This window comes from Streptomyces sp. NPDC048111, from assembly GCF_043202815.1.
Taxonomy (GTDB): domain Bacteria; phylum Actinomycetota; class Actinomycetes; order Streptomycetales; family Streptomycetaceae; genus Streptomyces.
On the sequence record NZ_JBIDBD010000001.1, the window covers coordinates 127,493 to 153,104 of the forward strand.

General features: G+C 69.8%; 20 protein-coding genes. 7 read left to right on the plus strand and 13 right to left on the minus strand.

Annotation, left to right across the window (positions count from 1 at the left end; translation table 11 throughout):
• Window positions 1-38: 38 nt before the first annotated feature.
• From ACGF3I_RS00590 to ACGF3I_RS00600, 3 genes are all read right to left on the minus strand, one after another.
• Window positions 39-1,115, minus strand: a complete 1,077-nt coding sequence (locus tag ACGF3I_RS00590) for a glycoside hydrolase family 19 protein (protein ID WP_393128296.1) — start codon at window positions 1,113-1,115, stop codon at window positions 39-41.
• 133 nt (window positions 1,116-1,248) lie between these two features.
• Window positions 1,249-1,695: a VOC family protein gene (locus tag ACGF3I_RS00595; protein ID WP_393128297.1), complete on the minus strand. Its 447-nt coding sequence runs from the start codon at window positions 1,693-1,695 to the stop codon at window positions 1,249-1,251.
• A 140-nt stretch (window positions 1,696-1,835) separates the two neighbouring features.
• Window positions 1,836-3,308 carry an MFS transporter gene (locus ACGF3I_RS00600; RefSeq protein WP_393128298.1) on the minus strand — a complete coding sequence of 491 codons (1,473 nt, stop codon included), beginning with the start codon at window positions 3,306-3,308 and terminating at the stop codon, window positions 1,836-1,838.
• Window positions 3,309-3,458: 150 nt separating this feature from the next.
• On the opposite strand from ACGF3I_RS00600, the gene ACGF3I_RS00605 reads away from it, so the two are divergent.
• Window positions 3,459-4,106 (plus strand): TetR/AcrR family transcriptional regulator, encoded by a 648-nt coding sequence (locus ACGF3I_RS00605; protein ID WP_393129073.1) that lies wholly within the window; start codon window positions 3,459-3,461, stop codon window positions 4,104-4,106.
• Window positions 4,107-4,145: 39 nt separating this feature from the next.
• On the opposite strand, the gene ACGF3I_RS00610 is transcribed toward ACGF3I_RS00605, so the two are convergent.
• The 5 genes from ACGF3I_RS00610 to lanL form a co-directional block, all read right to left on the minus strand.
• Window positions 4,146-5,189 (minus strand): GlxA family transcriptional regulator, encoded by a 1,044-nt coding sequence (locus tag ACGF3I_RS00610; protein WP_393128299.1) that lies wholly within the window; start codon window positions 5,187-5,189, stop codon window positions 4,146-4,148.
• Between the two features lie 126 nt (window positions 5,190-5,315).
• Window positions 5,316-6,248, minus strand: coding sequence for an ABC transporter permease (locus ACGF3I_RS00615; RefSeq protein WP_393128300.1), 933 nt, complete (start codon window positions 6,246-6,248; stop codon window positions 5,316-5,318).
• A complete protein-coding gene (locus ACGF3I_RS00620; protein ID WP_393128301.1) occupies window positions 6,245-7,357 on the minus strand; it encodes an ATP-binding cassette domain-containing protein in 1,113 nt (370 codons plus the stop codon). The genes ACGF3I_RS00615 and ACGF3I_RS00620 overlap by 4 nt, the downstream gene beginning before the upstream one ends.
• 99 nt (window positions 7,358-7,456) lie before the next feature.
• Entirely contained in the window at window positions 7,457-7,612 is a 156-nt protein-coding gene (locus ACGF3I_RS00625; protein WP_393128302.1) for a VenA family class IV lanthipeptide, read from the minus strand.
• 64 nt (window positions 7,613-7,676) lie between these two features.
• Complete coding sequence (lanL, locus tag ACGF3I_RS00630) at window positions 7,677-10,397, minus strand: class IV lanthionine synthetase LanL (RefSeq protein WP_393128303.1); 2,721 nt, start codon at window positions 10,395-10,397, stop codon at window positions 7,677-7,679.
• A gap of 1,100 nt (window positions 10,398-11,497) precedes the next feature.
• On the opposite strand from lanL, the gene ACGF3I_RS00635 reads away from it, so the two are divergent.
• Complete coding sequence (locus ACGF3I_RS00635) at window positions 11,498-12,160, plus strand: deoxynucleoside kinase (protein ID WP_393128304.1); 663 nt, start codon at window positions 11,498-11,500, stop codon at window positions 12,158-12,160.
• Between the two features lie 261 nt (window positions 12,161-12,421).
• Window positions 12,422-15,403: a BTAD domain-containing putative transcriptional regulator gene (locus ACGF3I_RS00640; RefSeq protein WP_393128305.1), complete on the plus strand. Its 2,982-nt coding sequence runs from the start codon at window positions 12,422-12,424 to the stop codon at window positions 15,401-15,403.
• A gap of 115 nt (window positions 15,404-15,518) precedes the next feature.
• On the opposite strand, the gene ACGF3I_RS00645 is transcribed toward ACGF3I_RS00640, so the two are convergent.
• Window positions 15,519-16,034: a hypothetical protein gene (locus ACGF3I_RS00645; RefSeq protein WP_393128306.1), complete on the minus strand. Its 516-nt coding sequence runs from the start codon at window positions 16,032-16,034 to the stop codon at window positions 15,519-15,521.
• Between the two features lie 45 nt (window positions 16,035-16,079).
• The gene (locus tag ACGF3I_RS00650; protein WP_393129074.1) at window positions 16,080-19,526 is read right to left on the minus strand and encodes a chemotaxis protein; all 3,447 of its coding nucleotides are present in this window, start codon (window positions 19,524-19,526) and stop codon (window positions 16,080-16,082) included.
• 533 nt (window positions 19,527-20,059) lie between these two features.
• Here ACGF3I_RS00650 and ACGF3I_RS00655 point away from each other — a divergent pair.
• A complete protein-coding gene (locus ACGF3I_RS00655) occupies window positions 20,060-20,581 on the plus strand; it encodes a hypothetical protein (RefSeq protein WP_393128307.1) in 522 nt (173 codons plus the stop codon).
• 305 nt (window positions 20,582-20,886) lie between these two features.
• Here ACGF3I_RS00655 and ACGF3I_RS00660 read toward each other — a convergent pair whose 3' ends face one another.
• The 3 genes from ACGF3I_RS00660 to ACGF3I_RS00670 all read right to left on the minus strand — a co-directional run bounded on the left by ACGF3I_RS00660 (window position 20,887) and on the right by ACGF3I_RS00670 (window position 22,349).
• Window positions 20,887-21,060, minus strand: coding sequence for a hypothetical protein (locus ACGF3I_RS00660; RefSeq protein ID WP_393128308.1), 174 nt, complete (start codon window positions 21,058-21,060; stop codon window positions 20,887-20,889).
• Window positions 21,061-21,141: 81 nt separating this feature from the next.
• Window positions 21,142-21,834 carry a hypothetical protein gene (locus ACGF3I_RS00665; RefSeq protein WP_393128309.1) on the minus strand — a complete coding sequence of 231 codons (693 nt, stop codon included), beginning with the start codon at window positions 21,832-21,834 and terminating at the stop codon, window positions 21,142-21,144.
• Window positions 21,831-22,349, minus strand: coding sequence for an RNA polymerase sigma factor (locus ACGF3I_RS00670; protein WP_393128310.1), 519 nt, complete (start codon window positions 22,347-22,349; stop codon window positions 21,831-21,833). Before ACGF3I_RS00670 ends, ACGF3I_RS00665 begins: the two co-directional genes overlap by 4 nt.
• 709 nt (window positions 22,350-23,058) lie before the next feature.
• Here ACGF3I_RS00670 and ACGF3I_RS00675 point away from each other — a divergent pair.
• From ACGF3I_RS00675 to ACGF3I_RS00685, 3 genes are all read left to right on the plus strand, one after another.
• Window positions 23,059-24,195 carry a hypothetical protein gene (locus ACGF3I_RS00675; RefSeq protein WP_393128311.1) on the plus strand — a complete coding sequence of 379 codons (1,137 nt, stop codon included), beginning with the start codon at window positions 23,059-23,061 and terminating at the stop codon, window positions 24,193-24,195.
• A gap of 38 nt (window positions 24,196-24,233) precedes the next feature.
• Complete coding sequence (locus ACGF3I_RS00680) at window positions 24,234-24,638, plus strand: hypothetical protein (protein WP_393128312.1); 405 nt, start codon at window positions 24,234-24,236, stop codon at window positions 24,636-24,638.
• Between the two features lie 100 nt (window positions 24,639-24,738).
• Window positions 24,739-25,593, plus strand: a complete 855-nt coding sequence (locus tag ACGF3I_RS00685; protein ID WP_393128313.1) for a class I SAM-dependent methyltransferase — start codon at window positions 24,739-24,741, stop codon at window positions 25,591-25,593.
• The last annotated feature ends 19 nt before the right edge of the window (window positions 25,594-25,612 follow it).

Consider the following 25,612-nt stretch of genomic DNA (forward strand, 5'->3'; position numbering starts at 1 on the left):
TGCAACACAGGGCGGGGGCACACCGGCTTTCGGCTCGGTCAGCAGCTCAGGTTGTTGCCCGCCGGGACCCCGAGGATCGAGACGAAGCTCTGGTACGCGTTGATCCGGCTCTGCACCTGGGCGGGGTTGCCGCCGTTGCACTCGATGCTGCCGTTGATGCTGCGGATGGTCTCACCGAATCCGGCGCCGTTGACCATGGCGTTGTGCGGGGTCATGGTGCCGGGCCCGTTCTGCGTGTTCCAGTACCACAGACCGGTCTTCCAGGCGACGGCCGAGTCGCTCTGCACGAGGTTGGGGTTGTTCAGCAGGTCGATGCCGAGGGCGTCCCCGGCGGTCTTGTAGTTGAAGTTCCAGCTCAGCTGGATCGGGCCGCGGCCGTAGTACGCGGACTGTCCGGCCGGGCAGCCGTAGGGCTTGGTCGCGTCGCAGTAGTGCGAGTAGTTGGCAGTGTTCTGCTCGACGATGTAGACGAGGCCGCCGGTCTCGTGGCTGACGTTGGCGAGGAACGCCGCCGCCTCCTGCTTCTTGACCGTGTCGCTGCCGGTGTTCGCGAAGCCCGGGTACGCGCTGAGCGCGGCGGTCAGACCGCTGTAGGTGTAGAACCCGTTCCGGTTCGGGAACATCCGGTTGAACTGGGCCTCGCTGACCACGAAGGACCCGCTGGACGGCGGATCCGTCGGCCCCCCGCCACCGTTGCAGCTGTACGGGTCCCAGAACCAGGTGCTGATGACCGGGTCGTAGCCCGGGTTGTCGTGCTCGGCGACGTAGTAGTTGCCGTCGGTGTACTTGACGATGTCGCCGGCCACATAGGCGTGACCGGCTGCCCAGGCAGGGTAGTTGCAGGTCCCGCCGGTGCCGCCCGAACCTCCGCCGCAGGCGCCCTGGTCGGCCCAGACGGCGGCTGCGCCGGGCGTCTCGCCCTGGGTCCACCACTTGGCCTGCCAGTTGTGGCTGTTGTACGAGGCGGACGTGCCGCCGGTGTAGACCGAGGAGGCATTCCAGGCGCCGGCGCAGGTGGCGGCGGCGGAGGCGGTGGATGCCAGCGGCACGAGGATGGTGAGTCCGAGCGCGACCGCGAGCGCGGTGAGAAGAGCGATGAGCCGTTGTCTCGACACGCGACCACTCCTTCTGGGAGTCGAGGGGGATCCCGGCTGACTCAAGCGGAATGGTCTGAACCTGTCAAGGTCCAGACCAATCCCGGTGCCTCTCAACTCGGTTTCGGTGCGGCCGCGTTGTGCGTGGGGGCGATCAGTTCGCCACCGGCTCCGGCGGGGACTCCTCGCCGAAGACCCAGGGCGCGAGCACGACCAGCCAGCCGTCCGGGTCCGCGAAGAGCACCGCTCCGCGCGCCGGCCAGTACGGGTTGGCGGAGGCGACCGGGCTGTGCCCGTGGGCGGTGAGCCGCCGCGCGGCAGCGGCGACGGCCTCGGGGCCGCGCAGGTAGAGCACCAACTGGTTCTCCGGGTGCGGCTCGGGGATGCGGGGCGGATCGCCGTGCTGCAGGAGTTCCATGTGCACCGGCGTCCCCGGCAGGCCGAGCACCATGCCGTCGTAGCCGTCGTGGTCGCGCCAGGCGGCGAGGACGGGCAGGCCGAGGACGTCACGGTAGAAGACCATCACGTCGTCGAACCGGGCGGTGGGGCGGACGAAGCGGACCGCGCCCACCTCGAGATGGCTGGGCCAGGAGTGCGACATGAGGTGATGCTCGCACGCCCCCGGCACGGGCCGGATCGGGCGCGCGACCTACGCCTGGAGACCGGCGCCCTGTCGCCCGGATGCCTAGGAGCCCCGGCGCCGCGGAGCACCGACGCCCCGCGCCCCGGTGCCCCTCGGCGTCAGACGAGTTCTTCGACGGCGGGCTGCTCCTCCACCGCGTGGGAGTTGGTGAGGCTCAGCGCGCCGCCGACGCCGATCAGGCCCACCACCACGGCGAGGAGGGCGTAGGTGATGCGCTCCCCGTGGAAGAACGAGCCGACCAGGCCGCTGCTCCACGTACCCGCGGGCAGCTGGGTGGTGACGAGCGCGGCGATCAGGGTGCCGACCACCGCGGTGCCGATGCTGGAACCGACTTCCTGCGCCGTGTCGTTGAGGGCCGCGCCGATGGACGTGCGGTTGCTCGGCATCGCGTCGACGAGGGCGACCGCGCAGATCGTCATCACCGTGCGCAGCCCCACGGTCATGAGCACCATGCACACCGCGATGACGGCGTAGCCGTGGTAGACGCCCCAGGAGAGCCCGGCCAGGGCGCCGGCCAGGCAGGCCGCGCCCACGACGCAGGCGATGCGGTGACCGAAGCGGCGCGCGAGCCACTCGGACAGCGGGGTGGCCACGAGCATCGTCACGATGATCGGCAGGTTGGCAAGACCGGCCCGCACGGGGCTCCAGCCGTAGGCGTACTGGAAGTGCAGGATCAGCCCGAACATCACGCTGGCCATCGCGATGGACGTGCCGATCTGCGCGATGGCGGCGCCGCGGACGGTGCCGTTGGAGAAGAGCCGCAGGTCCAGCATGGGCGCGGCGCTGCGCCGCTCGTGCAGCACGAACGCGATCCCGGCCACGAGCGCGCCCACGACCGAGACGAGGGTGGCGGCGGAGAGCCAGCCGTGGTCGACACCGCTGGTCAGCGAGTAGCAGGCGAGGCCGATGGTGGCGACGCTCAGGACGGCGCCGGGCAGGTCGAGCGCGTCCTTCGTCAGGTCCTGCGGCCGGTCGGCCGGGACACCGAGGCGGACGCCGATGCAGGCGATCACGGCGATCGGGGCGTTGACCACGAGCAGCCACTCCCAGCGCACATGGGCGAGCGCGGTGCCGCCGAGCAGCGGTCCGAGGACGAAGCCGGACATGCCGACGATGATCATCACGGTCATGGCGCGCATCCGCAGCGCCTTGTCGTCGAAGAGACGGAAGACCAGGGAGTTGGTGATGGGGGCCATCGCGGCGGCGGCTATGCCGAGCAGGGCGCGCAACGTGATGAGCTCGCCGGCCGAGGTGACGAACACGACGCACAAACTGAGCGAGCCGAAGACGGCGAGCCCGATCAGGAGCACTCTGCGCCGGCCGAGCCGGTCGGCCATCGAACCGGCGGTGAGCAGCAGACCGCCGAAGGTGAGGGAGTACGCACCGGTGACCCACTGCAGCGCCGTGGTGCCGCTGCCGAGGTCGCGGCCGATGGTCGGCAGGGCGATCGAGAGCAGCGTGTTGTCGACCATTTCGACGAAGAAGGCCAGGCAGAGCGCGGCCAGGGGCATCCACGCAGCGCGCAGCGAAGGGTAGGCGCGCGACGGCGTCGGGGGCGGGGCGGTGGTCATGTGCGGACCCTCTCATCGAACAGCGTTCCAGTATCGAACAGCGTACGATGAAGTACGATAGAACATCGTTCGGTACGACGCAACGAGGGGTGGATCATGACTCTCCAGCAGGACCGTGCGCGCGGCGGGCGGCGACGGGCTTCGCACTCGATGGAGGCCGTCCTCGCCGAGGCGGTCGCCCTGCTCGACGCGGCGGGGCCCTCGGCGCTGACGTTCCGGGCGCTGGCCCAGCGCCTCGGCGGCGGCGTCGCCAGCATCTACTGGTACGTGGCGAGCAAGGAGGAGCTCCTCGACCGCGCCACCGACCATGTGATCGGGGCGGCACTGGCCGACATCGAGGCGCTCCCCTCCCACGACGACCCGCTCGACCACCTGCGCGCGATGGCGATCAGCCTCTTCGACGCGATCATGGAGAGGCCCTGGCTCGGCGCCTACTTCATGCGCAACACCACCGTCCAGGGCAATTCCCTGCGCCTCTACGAGACGCTCGGCCGGCCGACCCTGCGTCTGAACCTCACCGCGCGCCAGCGCTTCCACGCCGTGTCCGCGGTCGTGGGGGTCGTCATCGGCTCGGCGATCGACTTGGGGCAGGAGCCGCCCCAGGAGGTTCTCGACGGCGCTCTCGGCCGCGACGCCTTCCTCGGCCGCTACGCCCAGGAATGGCGCGAGCTCGACCGCGCGGACTTCCCGTTCGTGCACGAGATCGTCGACGAGTTCGAGGGCCACGACGACATCGAGCAGTTCCGCTCGGCCCTGGACCTGACCCTGGCGGGCCTGCGCCTCCAAGCGGGAGCCTGAACGGCGAAACCGGCCGCGCCGCCCGCGGCACGGGCCCCGCTAGCCGCGGCCGTCCCGTCCGTCCTCGGCGCCCGTGCGGCGGAAAGCGGCCCGGTAGGCGTTCGGGCGGTGGCCGGTGTGGCGGGCGAAGAGGGCGGCGAACGTGCCCGGGTCCTGGTAGCCGACCGCGGCGGCGACAGCGGCCACCGTGCGGTCGGTGGACTCCAGGAGATGGCGGGCACGGCGGACGCGTGAGGCCTGGAGGTGGGCCAGCGGGCTGTGTCCGGTCTCTTCCGCGAAGCGGCGCAGCAGCGTGCGCGAGCTGACCCGGAACGCGTCCGCGAGCGCCGCGAGGTCGTACCGTTCGGTGAGGTTCTGATCGAGCCGGCGCATGACGCGCTGGGAGAACTCCCGCCCGGCCTGTGGCAGCAACCGGGCATCCACGTACGGTGTTTGAGAGCTCCGGGCGTCGTCGACCAGGGCCAGCCGCGCGGTGGAACGCGCCACCGCGGTCCCGCTGTGCCGCCGGATCAGGTCCAGCGCGAAGTCGTACATGGCGCTGAACGCGGCGGTGGTCGTCACCCCGGTGTCGGTGACGACGAGATGCTCGGGCCGCACCTCGGCCCTCGGACAGCGCGCGGCCAGTTCGTCGGCGTACAGCCACGAGGTGGTGGCCCGGCGCCCGTCGAGCAGCCCGGCCTCGGCCAGCAGGAACGCGCCCACGCAGAGCGATACGACGGCCCCGCCCGCCGCCGCCTGCGCCCGGATCGCCGCGACCTCGGGCCCGAAGCCGGCCAGGCGGGCGGTGAGGTTCGCCCCGGGCACTTCGAAGCCGGGCACCACCAGAACGTCGACCTCGCGCAGCGGACGCACGTCCAGGCGCACGCCACCCGAGGCGAGGACCCGGCTGCGGGGCGAGAGGACCGACACCTGGTAGCCCGGCACGTCCGGCCCCGCGACATGTCCCGCCATCGTCAGGAGGTCGGGCACACCGAAGATCTCGGAGGCGAAACAGCCGGGATAGGCCAGCACCCCGACGCGCAGCTCACCGGACCGGGGGCCGGGGCGCGCGGCGTCCATCACCTGGCGCTCTGACTCCGACACGGCGGAAACCCCCTGGCTGACCCCGGTGTTCGTAGGGCCGACCCTATCGTCCGGCCCGTCTCGGTGGCACCCGGCGAGACGGCCCCACATGGGGTCGGAGGGGTTCCGCCGCAAGTCGGGGGGAGGTCATTCGGGGCGGCTGAAGCGTCTGGCGGCCCAGAGCAGGGCCACGGCGCCCAGGCCCAGCAGGATCGCGCCCTCCAGGAGCAGGGGCGGCTGCCACCCGGCCCACTCGACGCCGTTCGCGGCCCCGCCCCGTGGCGCTCGCAGGGCGATGCAGCGGCGGAGCAGGTCCACCCCGTACGCCAGCGGGTTGACATCGACCAGCGCGTGGGTCCAGCCCGGCAGGTTCTGGACCGGGAAGAAGCCGCCGGAGAGCAGCAGCAACGGCATCATCACCAGGCCGAGCAGCATGTTGAACACCTCGGGCCGGTCCAGGCCCACGGCCAGCGTCAGGGCGAGCGCGGTGAGGGTGAACGACGTCAGGATCATGCCCGCGAGGAGCAGCGCGAGCAGCAGCGGGTCGTAGGGCAGGCCGATCGCTCCGACCAGGACGAGCAGCACGGCGCCCTGCACCGTGGCGACGATCGTTCCGCCCGCGCAGCTGCCGAGGAGCAGGGTGGGACGGCTGACCGGCGCCATCAGGAGTTCGCGCACGTAGCCGCTCTGCCGGTCGGTGATCAGCCGGATGCCGACCATGATGGCCGGCGTCTGCACCGTCATCATCAGCACGCCCGGGAAGAGGAAGGTCTGATAGCCGCCCCCCAGTGAGGAGTTGGGGATGAGCGCGGCCAGACCGCCGCCCAGGATGAAGAGGTAGAGCACCGGCTGGACCAGCATCAGCGCGGTGTGGACGGGCTGGGACGCCAGGCGCAGCAGATCGCGGTGGACGAGGGCGTGGACGGCGCGCAGCTCGTGGCGGAGCCGGGGCACGCGTTCACCGCCGGCGGCGACGTCGAGCCCGGCCTCGCGGCAGGACGCGGCCGGGGTCGCGGCGGCCCCGCCGCCCCGGCCGCCGTCACCGCCCTCGTCCGAGGCCGGAAGCGCGGGTGCCGTCATGGGGTCTCCTCGGGTTCCGCCGGGGCCGCACCCGCCGGCGCGCCCGGCGAAGTCCCGTGCGGTTCGGGTGCGTTGATGCTGCGGCCGGTGTGGTGGAAGAACACGTCGTCGAGGGTCGGCGGTGTCGCGGACGCGGCGTGGACGGCGATGGCGTGGGATGCGAGTGCCGCGCACAGGCGGGGGATCCAGGTGCTGCCGTCCGGGATCCGCAGCGTCACGCCCTCGGGGTCCCGCGTGACGACCGCGTCCGGGGTCACGAGCCGGCGCACGACCTGCCGGGCTGTGGCGTCGTCGCTGGTGCGCAGTGCCACCCGGTCGTCTCCGATCGCGGCCCTCAGCGCCGACGGCGTGCCCTGGGCGACGAGGCGGCCCTGGTCGATGATCCCCAGGCGATCACAGTTCTCGGCCTCCTCCAGATAGTGGGTGGTGACGAAGAGGGTGCTCCCGTGCTGGTCGCGCAGCACCCGCAAGTACTGCCAGATCTGCGCGCGGGCGTGCGGGTCGAGCCCGGTGGTCGGCTCGTCGAGGAACAGGATCCGCGGGGTGTGCAGCAGACCCCGGGCCAGTTCGAGCCGGCGCCGCATGCCGCCGGACAGGGTGCGCACCCGGGCCCGGCGTCGGTCGGCGAGTCCGACTCCGTCCAGGGTTTCGAGGGCGCGCAGGCGGGCGCGGCGGCGGCTCAGTCCGTACAGCCGGGCATGGATGTGCAGGTTCTGTTCGGCCGTGAGGTCCGGGTCGAGGGCGCTGTGCTGGAAGAGCATCCCGACCCTCCTGCGCACCTCGTCCGGCCGCTCGCTCACGTCGACGCCGGCCACGGTCGCCCGCCCGGCCGTGGGGCGGGCCAGGGCGCACAGCAGGGAGATGGTGGTCGACTTGCCCGCTCCGTTGGGACCGAGGAAGGCGAAGGTCTCACCCTTCAGAACGTCCAGGTCGAGTCCGTGGACGGCGTGGACGGTGGCGCCGCCCGGGCCCGGATAGCTCTTGACCAGACCGCGTGTGCTGATCGCGTACGGCGGCTGCCCGGCCGGTGCGACGCGGTCCGGGTCCGCGACGGGATCGGGCGGGAGCGCCGCTGGGGCGGGGGCCTGCGCGTCGGCGTCTGGCCGCATGGTCGGCTCCTCGTCCGCAGGGGGGGGTCGGTGTGAGCACGTGCCGCCCGGCTCCGGCCGGTGGCTGCGTGGTGCAGCCACCGGCCGGAGGTCTGGGAACTAGGAACAACTGACGCCCACGCAGACGGTGTTGAGCAGGGTCAGCAGACCGGTGCACGCGCAGGTCCCGCCGAACTGGGCTTCGTCGGCGCCGACCGGGTCGGTCTCCGGAAGGGCGTGCAGGTGGGCCAGAACCTCAAGGTCTTGGTTTTCCATGACATTCTCCTTCTCTGTGAGGTGTTCGGTGCAGTGGCGACAGTGACGATGGATTCGCTGTCGCTCAGCCCGGCTGCCGGATCATCCAGTGCCGGGGGCCTGTGTGGCGGGTCCGGACCAGGAAGGCCAGGATTCCCGCGGATCCGTCGCTCCAGCTCGTGGAGACGTTCCCGTGCTCGTTGGGGAAGACGATGTGGTGGCCGCGGTGGGCGCGTTCGGCGGCGATGAGGCGGACGAGGTCCTCGGACATCGCCAAGTAGCGCTGTTCCCCGGTGAGTTCGGCCATGTCGAGGAGGAAGTCGCCGTTGCCCGCGAGACCGTGGCACTGGGTGAGGGCGGCGCGTGAGGCGCGCTCCACGACGGCCCGTGCGGCCTGGTGGGCGAGGTCGGCGAAGCGCTTGTCGCCGGTCGCCTGCCAGAGGCGGCCCAGGAACGCGCCGATGCCCGCCGAGCCGTGGCACCAGTACGGAGCCGTCGGCACGTCCGCGTCCTGCGCCGGCCACTGCGCTGCCGGTCCGACCGTCACGGCGGTGGCCGCCAGGGACTCGCCGGCCGCCAGCGCCAACTGCAGGTGCTCGGGCCGGTCGGTGACGGCCGCGGCGGCCAGGAGGAAGCTGCCGATGCCGGCGGTTCCGTGCGCGAACCCGAGGTAGCGCTTGCCGGCTTCCTGGGACACCGCCTCCGCGGGAACGGGCCAGCTCACTCCGTGCGGCTCCGTCCGCGCCGCCGCGGCCAGCCGGTCGGCGTCCGCCATGACCGCTTCGGCCAGGCGGGGGTCGCGGGTTCGGTGCCACAGATGGACGGCGGCCAGTCCGCTGCCCGCGGAGCCGTGGGTGATGTCGTAGCTCGGCGTCGACTCCAGCGGGGCCAGGGCCAGAGCCAGGGCATGGTCCGTCAGCTCGTGGTCACCGATCGCCCGCCCGGCGTCGTACAGCGACCAGGCGATCCCGCGCCCGCCGAAGTGCAGGCCCGGACGGATGGAGCGGAGGTCGGTGCGCCGGGCGATCCAGTGCCCCGCGGTGGAGAGGGCCTCCGGCAGGCGCGGGTCCCCCGTCGCCTCGAAATACCGCGTCAGGACGGCCAGTACGCCGGCCGCGCCCTGCTGCACGGTGCAGGGGTCGGTCTCCCCCGCCTGGGTGGACACAGGCCACAGCCGTGGTTCGCCGGCCGGGGTCATGGAATCGAGGAGGTGGTTCACCATTCCGGTGATCGCGAGCTGCGTCACATCCCCCAACGGCGTTTCCTGGACGGCTGGTTGAGGCCGCCCCGTCAACGCTCCCGCGTCTTCGTGGCGGGGCGCGCCGGTTTCCTGGCGGCCACTGCGGGACGGGTCCGCGCTGCGCAGGGCCTCGCGCGCCGCGGCCGGGTCCCACCGCGCGCCGGGGTCGTCACGCATCAGCCCGCGGAGCATGTCGGTCAGGCCGGCCGGTAGGTGGAGCAGGCGGTCGCAGGCCGCCAGCCATTGCGCGAAGCGCTCCTCGGCGGGCCTGGTGGACGGTTCCTCGGCCAGCAGGTTCGCCACCTTTCCCGCGAGGACGAAGCACACCGTGGCGCCGAGGCTGTAGTAGTCGGCCGTCCGCGCCACGGGGGCGCCCTCCAGGCGTTCGGGGGCGCTGAAGCAAGGGGTCCCCACCGTGGTCGGGGGCATGCGGTCGGCCTCGCGGACGGCGAGTTCCAGGTCGATCAGGCGCAGTTCACCGTCGGGGCGGACCATGACGTTGCCGGGCGTGAAGTCCCGCAGGATCCAGCCGTGTTCGTGGGCGGCGGCGACCAGGTCGATCAGGCGTCCGGCCTGGGCGAGCGCTTCGGCCCGGTAGCGCTCGCTCCCCCCGTCGCGGAAGCGCTCGGCGACCCAGGCGTGCAGGGGGATGCCCGGGACCTCCTCCTGGGCGAGGAACAGGTGCCCGCCCGTCTCGAACATGGCCAGCGGCTCGGGGGCGAGGCCGGTGCCCCTGAGCTGCTCCAGCGTCCTGGCCTCGGCGCGCAGCCAGTCCCGTACGTCGGACCCCGAGGAGTCGGCCTCGACGTGCGGCCGGGCTTCCTTGATCACGGCCGGCCTGCCCGTGGTCACGTCGGTGGCCCGGTACACACCGCCCTTGTTGGTGTGCCGGATCGCTTCGCGTACGGAGAACCGGCCGCCGAGCAGCACGGGGCTCTTCGCCGCCTGCTCCTGCTGCGGGGGCAGCGGCACCGAGGCGGGGAAGGGGCTGACCGCCCAGGGCGGCGGCGCGTACTGGCCGGTGCGTTTGTCCTCGACGGGGTTGCCGTCGGGGTCCTCGATGAACCACACCAGCAGCCCGTGCTCCGACAGTCTGCGGCGGGCGACGAAGGCTCCGTAGCGGTAGTGCACCAGGCTCTGCGGGGCGTAGGGCTGGTCGGAGAGGATGCGGGGGCCGGCGAGCCCGGCGGTGGCCTCGTGCAGGGCCGACGCCAGACGTGCGGCGTCCTCGTCCGACGGGGGGTACACGGTGATGAACTTGCCGGAGCTCCCCCGGGGCGTGGCACGGGAGTTGAGCGCGCCGACCTGTTCGAGCGACCGGGCGAACTTGAAGGTCACGTCCTCGTGCAGCAGTACGCCGAGCGCCTTCGTCAGGACGTCGGGCGCCGACGCGGCGGTGGCGGACACGTGCAGCTTCCAGCCCTGCTGGAGGCGGACACCGGGTGGTCGGGTGAGCCGGCACCACATCTCGTCCACGTCGACCGTCCAGCGCCCGCTCGTGCCGGTCTCCCGCAGGATCCGGTTCAGCAGAACGTCGAGGTCGACCTCGGTTGCGTGACTCGTCATGCGTGTCCCTCTCAACGGCGAGAACCGCTGGTGGAATATGCCTTCGGTAATGAGAAAGGTAGAGCGCGGATCCGGCGCAGGGTACGGGGTTCGACTGGCGCACAGGGGTACTGGAGTTACAGCTGGCGCAGTCCGGCGCGAGGCGGGCGCGAACTCATGTCAAGGCGCCTGAATAACCCACCTGTTCGATGAAGTATTCGCAGCCATTCGCCTCTCCACCTACCCGCATCGGAATCTTTGCGCAGGGGTCGCGGGGCCGCAGGGTGCATCGGCAGGAGTGGCACATGTCCCCCTTCAAGCCCGGTTTCCGACGCGAATGAAGCACGAATCGATCAATGCCGGGAGCCGCGACTCCGGCAGGTGCCACGCCTCGGACCGACGCCCCACAGCCTCACGCCCGGCCGGTATCCAGTAAAGGGCGCATTCCCGCCACGCTTTCGACCGGTCTCGGGAGACACGATCCAGGCCACGCCCGAAATCATGATCGGTAGCCTGAATTGTTCCACCGGCCAAGAAATTGAACCATCAACCCCCTCGGCACCCCGGCCATTTCTCTGCGGAGGAATGCGTAGGCTCTGACGCACAAAGATGCCGGTGAGGTCGCTGTGGCGTCAGGAACGGTCCGCCGGGAGTGACCGTCGGCTCCGGCGGCCGGGCCGGAGCCGGGGCGCCGCTTTCACGCGCCCCCGGTAAGCGTCGCACGCCGGGCGCCACCCCCTTCTTCCCCAGGATCCTTTCGCCCGGGATGACGCCGCCCCGAACGGTCGCGAACTGCTCTTGCGGACCGTCCGGTTGGCGGCCGCCGGGCAGCGGTCCGGATCGGGGGACGGCAGGGGCAGGCGACGTCGTCATCTATGCTTCAGGACGGTCTTGAGGGGGCGGCCTCCCGGCGGCCGCCTCTCGGGGTGGCGGCTTCGGCGTCCGGTGGGACGGACCGGCCGGTTCGCGTCGCCTCGTGGACGCCGACCCGGTGGCCCGGCCGTCGCCAGGGAGCCGGTACCGCTGCGCGAACACGCGTCTCGGGGATGCGGCGCTCCTGCGCCACGAGGCCGCGCACGAGGCCGCCCACGAGCAGAAGGTCTGCCGGGGAGAAGTGAGGAATGTCAGTGATCTGCGTCGGAGGCATGATCGGCGTCGGCAAGACGAGCGTGGCCGAGGCTCTCGCCAAGGAGCTGGGCAGCACCGTCTTCTACGAGAGCGTGGACGACAATCCGATCCTGCCGCTCTTCTACTCGGCCGACCCCGAGGAGATCCAGGCGAAGCGCTATCCCTTCCTCCTCCAGCTCTATTTCCTGCAGACGCGATTCGCCTCGATCAAGGAGGCGTACAAGCGGAGCGACAACGTTCTGGACCGGTCCATCTATGAGGACTGGTACTTCGCCAGGGTCAATCACGACCTCGGCCGGATCAGCTCGCTCGAAATGCAGGTGTACGAGGGGCTGCTCAACGAAATGATGCGCGAGATCGACGGCCTGCCGTACCGCAAGGCACCCGATCTCATGGTCTATCTCAAGGCGTCCTTCGAGACGGTGCTGCACCGTATCGGACTGCGCGGCCGTGACTTCGAGCAGGACGAGAGTCTTGTCGAGTACTACCGGACGCTGTGGTCCGGCTATGACGACTGGGTGCACAAGCACTACTCGGCCAGCGAAGTCCTCGTGGTCGACATGGACCAGACGGACGTCGTGAACAATCCCCAGGACGCGGCGCGTGTGGCGCGTGAGGTCAGGGCCGCATTGGCGGCAGCGGGGCGCCGCGACTGAATCCGACCGCGCCGCTCCACCAGGGGCGACGCGTGCGGACATCCCGCCGGTCCGGTCGTTCCGTATGCCATCCGGCGTGGCCGATTACCGGCATCGGGGCCCACCCATTGCCGTGCATTTTGCGAAGCCGAACCGTTCTCTTGACGACGCTCGCCCCCTCCGCACGAGACGCTGGGCACGAGCTCCGGGCCCCGTCCCGAGTTCGTTCCGCCGCGAGGCCTGCCTGCGGATGGACACCGATCGTCACGTTCCGGGGGGAATATGAGATTCGGCTTACTGGGGCCGCTGCACGTCCAGGTCACCGGAGGTGAGATCCGGTTCGGCGGGCCGCGGCAGACCAAGATGCTGGCCGCGCTCCTGCTCGACGCCAATGCCGTGGTCTCCCTGGAGCGGCTCGTCGCCGTGATGTGGGACGGGACGCCACCCGCCACCGCGGTCCGCCAAGTGCAGGACGCGGTGTCCGGGCTGCGCCGCGGTCTGGCTGTCGGCGGATGCCCCCGTTCCCTGATCAGTACGCGCCGCGGCGGCTACGAGATCCATGTCGAGCGCGATCAGCTCGACCTGCTGCAGTTCGAGGACGCACGCCTCCTCGCCGCGCGGCACACCGAACTCCGCGAACAGGCCGCCGCATTGCGGGTGGCGCTGGGCCACTGGCGCGGGCGGGCCCTGTCCGACGTAGCCAGCCAGGTACTGGACATCGACGCGGCGCGGCTGAACGAGAAGCGCGCCGCCACGCACAAACAGTGCCTCGCCGCCGAACTCGGCCTCGGGCGTCATCGGGACGTCGTCGACGAGCTCTCCGCCGCGCTGCGCGCCCACCCCTTCGACGAGGAGGTCGCGGAACACCTCATGGTCGCCCTCTACCGTTGCCGCCGGCAGGGCGAGGCACTGCGGGTGTACGAGGGGGTGCGCCGGACGCTGGCCGGCGAACTGGGTGTCGATCCCGCCCCGGCGCTCCAGACGCTGCACCGGCGCATCCTGCGCGCGGACCCGGCTCTCGCGGCCCCGGCTGTCACGACCCCGCTTCCCGTACCGGCGCCCGGCACCCCGGTTCCGCTCACGCCGACGCTCGCACCGCCGTCCGCGCCCGACGCCGGTACGCGGGACGGAGCGGGGCCGTTCATGAACCTACCGGTACGCCAACTCCCTCTCGACGTACCGGACTTCGTGGGCCGGGCGGAGGTGCTGGCCGAGATCTCGGCGCTGCTCGGCGCCCCGTCCGCGCACCGGTCCCCGGTCGCGGTCGTCGTGGGCGGCCCGGGCGTCGGCAAGTCCTGCCTGGTCACGCATGCCGCACGCCGGGCGAGCGCACACTTCCCCGACGGACAGCTCTACCTCGACCTCGCGTCCACGTCGAACGAGCCCCGCGACGCCGGCCTGATGCTGGCCGAGGCGCTGCGCGCGCTGTCGGTCACCGGCGGCGCGATCCCCGAGGGCCTGGCCGAACGGGCCGCGCTGTACCGGTCGTTGCTCGTGGACCGCCGCATGCTGGTGGTCCTGGACGATGCCGGCCGGGCCGACCAGGTGCTGCCCCTGCTGCCCGGGGCCGACGGGTGCGCCGTGCTGATCACCAGCCGCACCCTGCTGACACAGCTGCCCGGCGCCCACCACATCGACCTGGACGTGCTGAGCCCGGCGGAGGCACGGGAACTGTTCACCACGATCGTGGGTGAGCGCCGGGTCGCCCAGGAGCCGGCCGAGGCCGACGCCATCCTCGACTGCTGCGGCAACCTGCCACTGGCCATCCGCATCGCCAGCGGCAGGCTCGCGGGCCGCCCGGCCTGGCCGCTACGGGTCCTGCGGGAACGGATCGAGGACGAGTCGCGGCGGCTGGCCGAGCTGCGGATCGGGGACCTCAGCGTGCGGGCCAGCGTCGAGCTGAGCCTGCGGCTGCTGCCGGAGGAGGCCGTGCGCGCGCTCGGTCTGCTGGGCCTGCTCGGCGCCTACACCCTGCCCGGCTGGGTCCTCGGCCCGCTGCTGGACCGGGCGGACGCCGACGATGTGCTGGACGTCCTGGTCGACGCGAGCCTCGTACGCCTCGTCGCCACCGACGCACTCGGCGAACCCCGCTACCGTCTGCACGACCTGATCAGAACCTGCGCGGTCGAGACCACCGCCACCTCGCCGGAGCGCGAGAGACGGGAGGCGATCACCCGGGTCCTCGCCACCTGGCTCGAACTGACCGCGGACGCCGCGTCGCGACTGCCTCCCGGGCTCCTGTGCCCGGCGCCGGGGCACGCACCGCGCCGGCCGCTGCCCCGGGCGACCACCGACCGGCTGCTCGCCGACCCGTTCTGCTGGTTCGACACCGAGCGCGACAACCTCCTGGGCGCGGTCAAACTGGCCGTGGACTGGGGTCTGGACGAGCCGGCCTGGGAACTCGCGGCAGCCACCGCGACCTATTACGACCACCGCTGCCTGTACCAGGACTGGCAGCACGGCCACCGGCTCGCGCTCGGCGCCACCGAGGCAGCGGGCAACACACACGGCACCTCCGTACTGCTGCGCGGACTGGGCCAACTGCACATCTACGGCGACCAGTACGACGAGGCGACCAGCACGCTGGAGACGGCCGTCGAGCTCTGCCGGGTGGACGGCGACAAGCGGGGCGAGGCACTGTCGGTGGCGATGCTCGGCACGGTCAGCCGGGTGCAGGGTCGTGACGCCGAGGCCCTCGACCGCATCGACCAGGCCCTGGCCATCGCGACGGGTCAGGGCGACCAGCACATCGAAGCCCAACTGTCCTGCTCCCTGGGCGTCATGAAACTCATGCACCACCAACTCGCCGACGCACAGGGCTGGTTCGAGCACGCCCTGCACCTGTCCCGGACGCTGGGTGACGACCACCGCGAGGCGGTCGTCCTGCGCCGCTACAGCCGACTGCACGACCAGCGGAACGACCCGGCCGAGGCCCTGCGCTGCCTCCGACAGGCGCTGAGCACCTTCGAGAGGCTCGCCGACGAGCGGTGCGCGGCGTACACCCTCCTGGAGACCGGCCGCGTCCACGCCGGCCGCCACGACCGCGACCGGGCCGTCCCGGCACTGGAACGCGCGGCGGGCCTGTTCCACCGCCACGGCGACCGCCAGGACGAAGCGGCGTGCCGCCAGCTCATCGGCGACCTGGCGGCGGCCGCCGGCCTCCAGACCGAGGCCGACCACCACCGGGCGCGGGCCTCTCGCCTGTGGGAGACGATCGGCGACATGAACCAGCAGAACCCGCTGATCCGTCCGTCCTCGCCCTGACGGCAATCCCCCTGACGTCCGACTTCTCGTGCCACAGGGCCCGGCCGCGCCCACCTCCGTCAGAAACCGCACCCGCGCAGCGACGTACCGACGGCCCTGTCCATGTGTCCGAAGCTCAGTCGTGGCCGAGCGAGACGGAGTCGAGGTAGATGGTCGACTGCTCGCCCTGCGGGTCGACCAGGACGAGAAAGACGGCTCCGGTCGGAGTGGTGAAATCGTTGTAGAGGTCGTAGCGCTTTTCGGGGTTCAACGTCAGCCCGAAGTCCTTCATACGCCCGGGCGCGAAAGGTGGATCCGTCGGCGTTACCTGGCGGCCTTCGAACGTCCCGGATTCCCCAGTCGGCCAGTGCAGTGGATGATCCCGGCTCACACCGTGATCACTCAGATACTGGTCCACGCAGGCTTTCGGTGCCGTGAATCGGAGCGACATGTGCTGCGACGGCCAACCGGCGTCGCCCTTGTACCACATATCCGTGGTACGACAGCCGGGAAGATCGAGATCGAATATCTTGAGCAGATCTTCCCGGCTTGCAGCGCATGACGCCGAAGACAGAACCGCGAGAGCGGTGAACGCCCAGACGAGCCCCATTCGACTGGTCAGCCCCCTGGTCACCCAGCGCACACCACCCATCGCACACCACCTTCGTATCGCATCAGACCTGAATATTCACTGCACTCAGTGGTTCACTACTTCATCCACGTGGACCGTGCGGCTTCCGTGGACCTCGTAGTCTCGACCCAGCCCGTACTTGGGAGAGTCTGCCAGCGGATCCAACGGGATGACCTTCAAGACCTTCTTCCCGTAGTCAAAGTTGTAGGCCTTATTGAAGTCCACTCGAATGTCTCCGACTACTCTGACTTTTCCGTTGTCCAGCAACTGCACCGTCAGATTGCCACTTTCCCGGTACGAAAAGTGCCCAATGGCGTTTGCCAGTTCACCGTCGTCCGTGAAGTTGTCAGTGAGCCACTTGGAATCGATTCGCACGGGACAGGTGGCACCGGGACTCCCGAGGCAACTGCCAGCTGCCGCCGTCAGCAACTGACTCTTCGCTCGGTCTCGAGCTGTTCCCCATCCAGCATCAGCAAGAAGCCTGTCCATTTGCCCCGCACCAAGGTTGTACGGCGCATCGGGGTTGGAGGACCAATAGCCGTACAGCTCGCAGGCGAGATCTCCCTCATAGCAGGCATAGAGCCCCGCACCGAAGTAGTAGGCAACGAGGTAGCCCGGAGCAGTGGCAACGTCCCACCACGAGGCTGATCCGAATTCCGGGTGATTGCCTGAGGCTTCGTCCGAATAGGGAGCGTCGGCGCCCGTACCAGTGACAACCGAGCCTCGCGTCTGAGCCTTGTACTCCGCCAGCGCACGCGCCACGGCAATGTCACGTGCCTCTACAGCGGCCTTGGCCGCTCCTACTGCGTCCTGCCCGGCCGCGTAGGCCGACGTACGGGCAGCATCCGCCGAGTTGAACGCGTCAGCAGCATAGGAAGCCGCCTTGGAGGCTGAATAGCGAGCTGAAGACGCCGACGCGTCAGCTTGACGCGCCGCGCCATCCGCCTGATGTGCTGCGTCACGGGCAAGTTTGGCAGACGCGGCAGCCTCCTGGGCCGATTTGTCGGCAGCATTGGCCGATACCTGAGCGTCGTGAGCGTATCCGTCCGCCTTCTTCTGCGAAGCGATCGCAGCGTTCTGAGCCTTGATCGCCTCATCGGCAGCGCCCTTGGCCCTCCACCAAGCCTCTACAGCCAGTTGGGCGTTCTGGTTGGCTGTCGCCGCGGACTGTGCCGCGCTAGCTATCAGACTCTTGATGTTGGCAGCATGCGATGCGGCATCCTGGTCAAGCCTGGACGCCTGATAGCGGCCGACGGTCACGAACTCGTGCAGTGACCGAGCAGGACCCTCAAGGGCGACGAAGGCTGCCGCCTTGACCTGCGGACCCCCACTGCTGCTCAGTTGAAGCGCCGTGGCTCGGTCATCGGCAGTCTGTGCGTCGTACCATCCGCTCTCCAGGAACGTGCGTAGCGCATCGGTGGTGTGGGCATCAATGGCAGCCGTGGCCGCCTCTTTTACCTGAGGCCCCCCGGTAGCCGAGAGCTGGAGTGCCCTCTCCCGGTACTCCGTGAACTGCGCGTCGTACTGACCTGTCTTCAGAAAAACGGTGACATCCGAGTACGAGCCTTTCAGGGCGCCACTCGCGGCAGACCGCAGTGCTGGGGAACCGTCTTCCGCCATGCCGCTAACTCGAGCCCAGTCGTCCTGCTCCTCGGCCTGCTTGCGAGAGGCATGCAGCCATTCCTGGACATCAGCATCGCGGCCCGTCAGCGCAGCCTCGGCAGCCTGCTGCGTCCACGGGCCGCCAGTGCTCACCAGCCGCAAAGCTGCCGTCCGGCCCATCGCGACGGCGTCCGATGGCGTGACCCCATCAGCGGTTGCATCTGCCAGGAGTTTGCTGGTCTGCGCATCGCGACGAGTGGCCTCGGACCGATTGTCAGCAGCTTTTGCCTGCTGTTCTTGCTCCTGCTGCTTGGCCTCTGCGGCAGCACGGGCACGTTCACCCTTCTGCGCCTCAAGCTGCGCCGCCTCGACCGCGCGGGCGGTCTCGTAAACCTTCTCCGCCTGAGTTACAGCATCGGACGCGGTCTTCGCCGCGGCGACAGCGGCATCGGCGTGCTGCTTGGACTTGTTGGCGTAATCAACCGCCTTGCCTGCTTGCGCCACCGCCTCGTCGGCCGCAGCCGCAGCTGCCCTTGCATGAGTGGCCGCCTCACTGGCCGCATTGCGTGCTCCGCGTGCTGCATCCGCCGCGGTGGCCGCCAAGCGCTCCGCCGCGTCCGCTGCGCTGTTCGCCGTTGCAGCTGCGTTCCGGGCCTTGGCGGCAGCTTCTGTGGCTCGGCGTGCGTCCTCAGCTGCCAGGCCCTTCTTAGCACTTGCCTGCGCAGCCGACGTCGCAGCGTCCGCGGCGTTCTGGCCCGCTCTGGCGGCACTCCGCGCGGCACTGAGCGCACCTTCCACCGCCTCCACGGCCCGAAGGGCAGACGCGGCGGCGTTGTCCGCCCCGTTGGCCGCATCGCGCGCCTGCTGCGCTGCCTGTCGTGCTGCCTTTGCTTGGCCGGCGTCCTTGGATGCAGCCGTTGCCGAAGCGTAGGCCCGAGCCGCCGCCTCCCCCGCGCCTGCGGCGGCTGATGCAGCCGAGGAGGCCGCGCTTGCCGCCGTCCGGGCTGCAGCGATGGCTGTGTTGGACGCTCGGATGGCGGTTCGTGCCGCCTCGGCCGCGCCACTCGCGGCTTCCGCCGCCTCGCGCGCCCATGCCCCTGCCTCTTCAGATGCCTCTTTTGCATCTGTCGTTTCCCTGGCTGCCGTTGCTGCAGCTGCTTTGGCTTTCTCAGCAGCCTTTTCAGCCTTGGCCGCTGCCTCCGTGGCGGCCTTGGTCTCTGCCTCGGCGGTCGCACTCGCCTTGCTTGCCAGGGTGGCGAGCTGTGCGACGGTCAAGGTCTCCTGGTCCCGGTTACGCGCGATGTATTGCCCCTTCAAAAGAAAGTCGCGCATCTCGGCCGGTGAACCGTCCAGAGCGGCTTGGGCGGCCTTCTTCAACTCGGGCCCCGCCGATGCCAACATCTGCAGAATTTCCATGCGATCGTCGGCCGCCTGCGCTGCAGGCTGATCCTTCAACAGGAAGTCCATGAGCGCCTCGGACGTTCCCTTATCGATCGCCTTGGTGCCCTCTTCGCGAACTTGGTCACCTGCACCGGCCATCACTTGCATGACAGTCATGCGCTGGTCAGCCACCAGCGCGTCCCGCCAACCGGATTTGAGGTACGCGGCAAGCTCCGAAGGAGTACCGCTGATCGCTTTGTCCAGACCCTCCCGGACTGCAGGGCCACTCTCGTTGATCAAACGGAGAGCCTTCATCTTGTCGTCCACGTGGACAACTTCTGGGGCCTTGTTCACCAAGAAGTCATGCACTGCCTCATCGGACCCTGTCAGGACCTTCTCAGCGGCACTCTTGGTCTCATCACCGCCGGACCGCCAGAGCGCAAACACCTGCGCACGCTCGTTCGGCGGCGCTTCAGCAGCCACAGCTGGCTCGGCGCCAAGAAGACCGGCCCCCATCGCGAAGCACAGCATCCCTGCCACCGCAAGTTGTAGAGCCGCTCGCCGCCGGCGCGGCTCCGGTCTCATTCGCAGACGTCCCACTGCTTCCAACACGTCCTCCCCCACATGGTGAAAAGTCTTGACTGGCCGGATCCCCCTTACCAGCACCGGCCTTTACAAAGCTGGCGGCGCCCATCATGACATCCCAACGCCACAAGTCGATCACGAAAAATCCGCTCCCCGACCAACAGGGCACGCCAGCCCCGCGTGCGCGTCTTGCAGCTCAACTGCGCTCCCCCCAGCGCCCGTCGACCGAGGGGCGCACCCCTCCCTGACGCGACGTCACCGCTGACCGATACGAGCCTTGTTAGCTTCGTCACAGACAATCGGCTATGTATCGACCGGTTCAAGTGATAGTAATTCCATCGCCGCCTGGACCACTGCTCAACAGGTCTGGCTGGCAGAGGCGACTGGGGGGAGCGACGGGGGTCCTGGTTCATCGCCGGGCGGTTCACCGACAGGTAGCAAGCCTGTCGCCCTGTCACCATCTCTGAAAGAGAAGCCTCATGAAGTTTTTGCCTGCCGCGCTGATAGCAACCTCTCTAGTCGGAGTCGTCACCATGGCAGCCGGTGTGGCCGTTGCGATGGACGCCAAGGACGGGCGGCCCGTCGCCCTGGAAGGTTCTGCTGACGCCCCTCCGAGTACGGTAGAGAGTTTCAACTACCCGAAGACCGAGGCAGACGCAGTCTTCAAGGCGCGGGGCATCAAGCTGCTGGGTGGCGACGGACACATCAGGTACATCGACTGCAGTACACCGATCGAGCCCGGCCGCATTGTGATCTCGAGCAACCTCGACAATCGCAACGACTTCTGCTTCAGCGTCACGGGCGCCAGCGGAAAGCTCACCCTCGAGCTTCCGCGCGTCTACGGAGTACGAGCGTACGACTACAAGCTGCACCTCGAGCTGACCGTCGACAACACCCGAGTGTCCGCAGACGCGCCCAAGAACGAGTGGACCGGCGTCGGCAAGAACACTGACCCTCAGAAGCGCGATCACACGCTTGTGGAACTCGCGGCCAGCAAGTAACCAAGCCCTTCGGACCCGGCCGATCGCACGGCCCCGGCTCCAAGTGCGGCGGGGGCCTGGGAGTCGCACGAACTGCGTTTCGGTCCTTTCGCCAGGTTCTGGCGATTGCCCGTTGGACGTCGTGACTCGACGACCGGGAATGCCGCCTGCACATATGTGAGGTCTGACCGGCCGAGCCACCTGCGGCGCTTGTGTTGCCGCAGGTGGCACCGTCAGAACCGATAGCCCCCGGGGAAGGGCTGAACGCGGACAACTGCCCAGCCGACCTAGCCAACCTCCGCTTCGGAGCAATACCCCCACCCCCCTCAGAGGTTCTGCTGAACCCACCAGAAGAACAACCCGGCCACGCCCGTGCCGATTCCATAACAGGCGCCGCGTACCGTGCTGGCCACCATCAGGCGTCGGCGGCGGATCCAGTGGCGGACGGGGTGCGTTGGTCCCGCGCTCGTTGCCGAGGTGGGGCGGTCGATGCTCGTCACGAGGATGCTCCGTTCGTCAGGGTGTCGCGTGCGGGAGGCGGCCGGGGCCGTGCGGAGCGGGACCCGGCCGGGTCCGTCCGTTCAGTGCTGGGCCGCCAAGTCGTGGATGTGGTCGGCGAGTCGGCTGTCGGGGCGGCCCACCAGGCCTTCGTCGTCGTCCCGGCCGGCGAGCCGGTCGACCTCCTCCTCCAGGCGGCGGGTCGCCATCGCCCGGCGGCCGCCGATGCGCATGGCGTACCCGGTGAGGTTCTCCAGGTTGTCGAACAGTTCGCCGGTGCCCTTGAAGAGGGCGGCTGCCTGGCGCTTCCAGAACGCGGCATCGCGTATCTCGCCGTTGCCGAGATGGTGCAGGTGGAGGCAGTACGCGGCGCCGCTGTGCCCCGCGCCGGCGGCGAGCTGCCACCAGAACACGGCGCTCTCCGGGTGGCGCGCCAGGTAGAGCGTGCAGGCGAAGACGTGGACGCCGTGGATGTCGACGTCATCGGTCCAGCCGTCGAAGCCGGCCGGCGCCGGGGCGCCCTCGGCGTCGTCGCCGATGACGGCGGTCAGCTCCTCCACATGGGCGGCCGCACCGGCCTGTGTCACCACCAGGCGGGCGACGACATCGAGGCGGTGGCGCGCGAGCGATCCCCGCGGCTCCTCGACGGCGGGCGGTATGTATCCGGCGTCCTCCGCCAGGCGGCGCAGGCCGGCGGCCACGTCGAACGGCCGGCGCGCCTCGCGTACGGAGATGTCCGCGTCGGCCAGCCGCTTCTCCCAAAGGCTGCTGCTCACTTCGTGTCCTCCTTGTCTGTCCTGTGTGTGCGGCGATAGACCGGCGCGAGCCGCTCCCTGGCCTTGCGGCAGTGGTAGTCGACGGTGCTGGGCGTGATCCCCAGGTACCAACTGATGCGCTTGGTGTCGTACTTGAGGATGTAGCGCAGCGTGATCACGTCGAACTGGCGCTGCGGCAGCTTGCCCAGTGCCGGGTACAGACCGATGCCGCTGTCCATGGCGAGGAGCTGTTCCCGCGCGTCGCCAAGGACTTCGTCGATGACGACGCGGCGCAGGATGGCCCAGGTCTGCTGCTGCAGGTCGCTCTCCCCCAAAAGAGCGTCCCAGTGCCGCAGGATCTCCAGGAACACACGGTGCACCGCCTGCTCCGCACGGTCGTTGGTACGCAGGAACCACAGCGCGTACTCATGCCACGCCTGCTGGTTCATGAGGTAGTGCGCTTCGAACTCCAGCGGAAGCCGCAGCGGGGCCTCCACAGGGCTGTGGCCCTCGTCCCTACGGACGTCTTCGTACATGAGTCCTCTTCGTTGAGGGGGCTACGGGGAACCGGACGTACGCGCCGGTGTGCGTTCACTCAACCGGCTGACGTTGCCGAACACGCATGCGCACCCGCACGAATGTCACCGTGCGACTTCTCCGCATGGCTCGCAGTGATCGTTTGCGACAGGGAAATGGGCGGTGACCTGCGGCAGCGCGGGAACACCCGCGAGGACGCGGCGATACGGAGTGACGGACGTCACAGCTCTGGCTTGCGGTCCCGTACGCCTCAGTGAGCACGTAAGGGTGGACTTCCCTCAACTCGCTGCACAGGGCGCCAGAATGAGCTTCCCTTGCGTGTCCGCAGCGCGGAGGGCAGCGCCCCCCATCTCCCGCGCCGGTACACCCCGGGCGCCGCATCCCGCCCCGCCGGCCACGTCGGCAGCAGGCCGGCCCAGCACGGACAACTGACAGAGAACCACGTTGCACAAGCACTTTTCAGGAATCCGACGCCCTTCGCCCCTCCCCCGTGGGCGCCGACCCGGGAGGGGATGTCGCGCGGGCCGCCCCACCGGCCGGCCGGACCGAACCGGTGTCGACCGACGGCAGATAGCGGCTATGTCCAGCGGATGCGTCAACTACGCCGCCGTGTAAGGAACTTGGGCCGTTACCCGATTGAGACGGCGTTCGAGCCGAAGGGCTGGAAACGATCCACGGAACGACCATGACCCTGCCGATACTCGCTCCATGGAAGCATCCGAAGTGACGACCTGGGTCATGGCGCTGCTGACCCAGGCATCGAACGGGGCCGCGGGTGCCATCGGCGGGGCTGCCGGGGCCGAGGCGGCGCGGCTGATGAGGGAGCGTCTGGCGGCGTCCCCGGAAGGACGGCCGGCCCTCGATCCGGCCGGTGCGAGCACCGACGAGACGGAGCGCCAAGTCGCCGCCACACTCGCCGCGGACCCCGAACTCGCCCGACGCATAGGCGAGTTGTACGAGTCGACGCGACCCGGCTCCTCGGCGATGCACGCCGGACGGGACATCTACAACGCCCGCATCGGCGACAACTCCAAGCACAACACCATCTCGTTCGGCCCCCTGACCCTGCACAAGGAGAACCTCACACCGATGACGGTGGCGGTGCTGCTGCTCATCGTGGCGCTGGTCATGGGGTTGGGAGCCTATGGGGTCACCAGGGTGGTGGGTGGTGACGACGGTGACGCGGGTAAGCCCTCGCTGGGCGCGGGTGAGGACCGCGAAGGCTCGGGGGTGCCGGCGGCGGGCGGCGGCGATGAGGGGGGCGGCGGGGGCGGCGCCGCGAAGGGACGGAAGGCAGCCGCCATCAAGGATCTTGAACTCCTCAAGAGCGTCCTGCCCGACGTACAGAGCATGCCGTCCGGCTGGTCATTGGCCGAGCCGGCGGACGTTCAGGCCGCGACCTCGGACAGCACCTGTCGGCAGGGTGGCTGCGCGGGGCTGGGGAGCAACGCCGGGGTCGCCTTCGCGGATCCGGGCTCGGCCAACAAGGCGTACTTCGCGATCGAGGCGTTCGACAGCGCCGAGACGGCGGCGGCCGGGTACCAGAGGTGGAGTGACGGGATCGCGAAGGAAGGCAAGGACTCGCCCGTGTCGCCCGGATCCGCCGGTGCGATCGGTGATCAGAGCGTGTTCTACTCCGGACAGGAACCCACGGAGTCGGCGACCAGGTATCACCTGCAGACGGTCGCCCGCGCAGGCACGATCATGATCACCATCGTCTACGGCGGGGGCATCCGCCCCCTCGATCCGGCGGTCCTGCCGCGACTTACCCGCATGGTGGTCGAGCGTGCCCGCCAGGCCCAGAACGAGGAGCGCCCGTCGGCCACCGTCGCCGACGTGCGCTAGCGAGGGCCGTGCGTGGCGGCGGTGGTTAGGATCGGGGCGTGATCGACCACGGAATCGCCTGTCCGGCCTACCGACTGCACGTAGTGCCGGCCGTCCTCGCCCTCGCCACTCCGTCGTGGCAGCGCGAAGTATGGCTGAACCAGGGAGAGTTCGAAGATCTCGACCATGTGGTCCATGTCCTCTTCGACGACTTCTGCGACGCGGACGACCCCCTGCCGTGGCTCGGCAAAAGCTTGCGCACCGAGGGCGAAGTCGCTCTCATGCGGCAGTTGGGCGAGGCCTACTCGGCCGTGGAGTCCGTGGTGGGCCGGGACGCTCGTGACGAGGACCATCTCGAAGCTCCGGCGTGGGCCGACGTGGTCTCCGTCGCGGCCCGGCTCGCCCAGATGATGGTCACCAACGATCTCAATGCCGCTGCTCTGCTCGCGGAGTCACGGGACTGAGCAGCGGCTCGCGGTGACTCGTGTGCGCGTCGGAGAGAGTGTCGGCCCCCTGGCGCCGCCCGCGTCCGGCCTCATGGAGTGGACCCTCTAGGCTGGCGCGGTGACTGATGAGCAGGCCCGGGTGCAGCCGTCTGGAGTGTGGGCCACGGCGGTGGGTGTGGCCAAGGTGCGGGCGTTGGAGAGTCAACGGGAGAACGCGCTGTTCCGCGACCCCTTGGCGCAGGCCTTCGCCGCCGCCGGGGGCCGGTGGGGGGAATCGTCGCCGTCGCTGCCCGATGACGAGGGCGCACGGCGGCGGCGTCTGGCCGTGGCGTTCTCCATCGTCATCAGGACGAAGTTCCTGGACGACCTGCTGATGGAGGCCTCCACGGCCGGTGTACGCCAGGTCGTACTGCTGGGTGCCGGCATGGACAGCCGGGCCTTTCGGATGGACTGGCCCGAGGGCACGCGGCTCTTCGAGGTCGACACGGCCGCCCCGCTGGACTTCAAGGCGTCGGTGCTGCGCCAGGAGGATGCCACCGCCCGCTGCGAGCGGGTCACGGTCACCGTGGATCTGCGGGAGGACTGGCCGGCCGCGCTGGCCGCTGCCGGGCACGACCCCGCGGAGCCGACCGCGTGGATCGCCGAGGGCCTGCTGATCTACTTGCCCGAGGACGCGGTGGAGCTGTTGCTGGCGCGGATCGGCGCGCTGTCGGCGCCGGGCAGCCGGATGGGTCTGACGCTGGGCGCGCGCGGCGTCATCGAGCGCTTCGGCGCGGACGCGGCACCCGGGTCGGCGGCTTCGCTGTGGGTCTCGGAAATGCCGGAGGACCCGGTGGCCTGGCTGGCCGGGCACGGCTGGGATGCCGCGAGTCACACCCTGCGCGAACGCGCCGCCGCCTACGGGCGTCCGATCAGCACACCGCCGCAGCACGACGAAGGGCCCGGCGGACTGATCTCGGCGGTACGCCGGTAGAGCGGTACCCCTCGGTGGC

Bases quoted from the DNA above. Each gene is read 5' to 3' on its own strand.
- ACGF3I_RS00595 (WP_393128297.1), bottom strand. From the start codon at position 1,695: ATGTCGCACTCCTGGCCCAGCCATCTCGAGGTGGGCGCGGTCCGCTTC.
- ACGF3I_RS00600 (WP_393128298.1), bottom strand. From the start codon at position 3,308: ATGACCACCGCCCCGCCCCCGACGCCGTCGCGCGCCTACCCTTCGCTG.
- ACGF3I_RS00605 (WP_393129073.1), top strand. From the start codon at position 3,459: ATGGAGGCCGTCCTCGCCGAGGCGGTCGCCCTGCTCGACGCGGCGGGG.
- ACGF3I_RS00615 (WP_393128300.1), bottom strand. From the start codon at position 6,248: ATGACGGCACCCGCGCTTCCGGCCTCGGACGAGGGCGGTGACGGCGGC.
- ACGF3I_RS00620 (WP_393128301.1), bottom strand. From the start codon at position 7,357: ATGCGGCCAGACGCCGACGCGCAGGCCCCCGCCCCAGCGGCGCTCCCG.
- ACGF3I_RS00625 (WP_393128302.1), bottom strand. From the start codon at position 7,612: ATGGAAAACCAAGACCTTGAGGTTCTGGCCCACCTGCACGCCCTTCCG.
- lanL (WP_393128303.1), bottom strand. From the start codon at position 10,397: ATGACGAGTCACGCAACCGAGGTCGACCTCGACGTTCTGCTGAACCGG.
- ACGF3I_RS00635 (WP_393128304.1), top strand. From the start codon at position 11,498: ATGTCAGTGATCTGCGTCGGAGGCATGATCGGCGTCGGCAAGACGAGC.
- ACGF3I_RS00640 (WP_393128305.1), top strand. From the start codon at position 12,422: ATGAGATTCGGCTTACTGGGGCCGCTGCACGTCCAGGTCACCGGAGGT.
- ACGF3I_RS00645 (WP_393128306.1), bottom strand. From the start codon at position 16,034: ATGGGTGGTGTGCGCTGGGTGACCAGGGGGCTGACCAGTCGAATGGGG.
- ACGF3I_RS00650 (WP_393129074.1), bottom strand. From the start codon at position 19,526: ATGCTGTGCTTCGCGATGGGGGCCGGTCTTCTTGGCGCCGAGCCAGCT.
- ACGF3I_RS00655 (WP_393128307.1), top strand. From the start codon at position 20,060: ATGAAGTTTTTGCCTGCCGCGCTGATAGCAACCTCTCTAGTCGGAGTC.
- ACGF3I_RS00670 (WP_393128310.1), bottom strand. From the start codon at position 22,349: ATGTACGAAGACGTCCGTAGGGACGAGGGCCACAGCCCTGTGGAGGCC.
- ACGF3I_RS00675 (WP_393128311.1), top strand. From the start codon at position 23,059: ATGGAAGCATCCGAAGTGACGACCTGGGTCATGGCGCTGCTGACCCAG.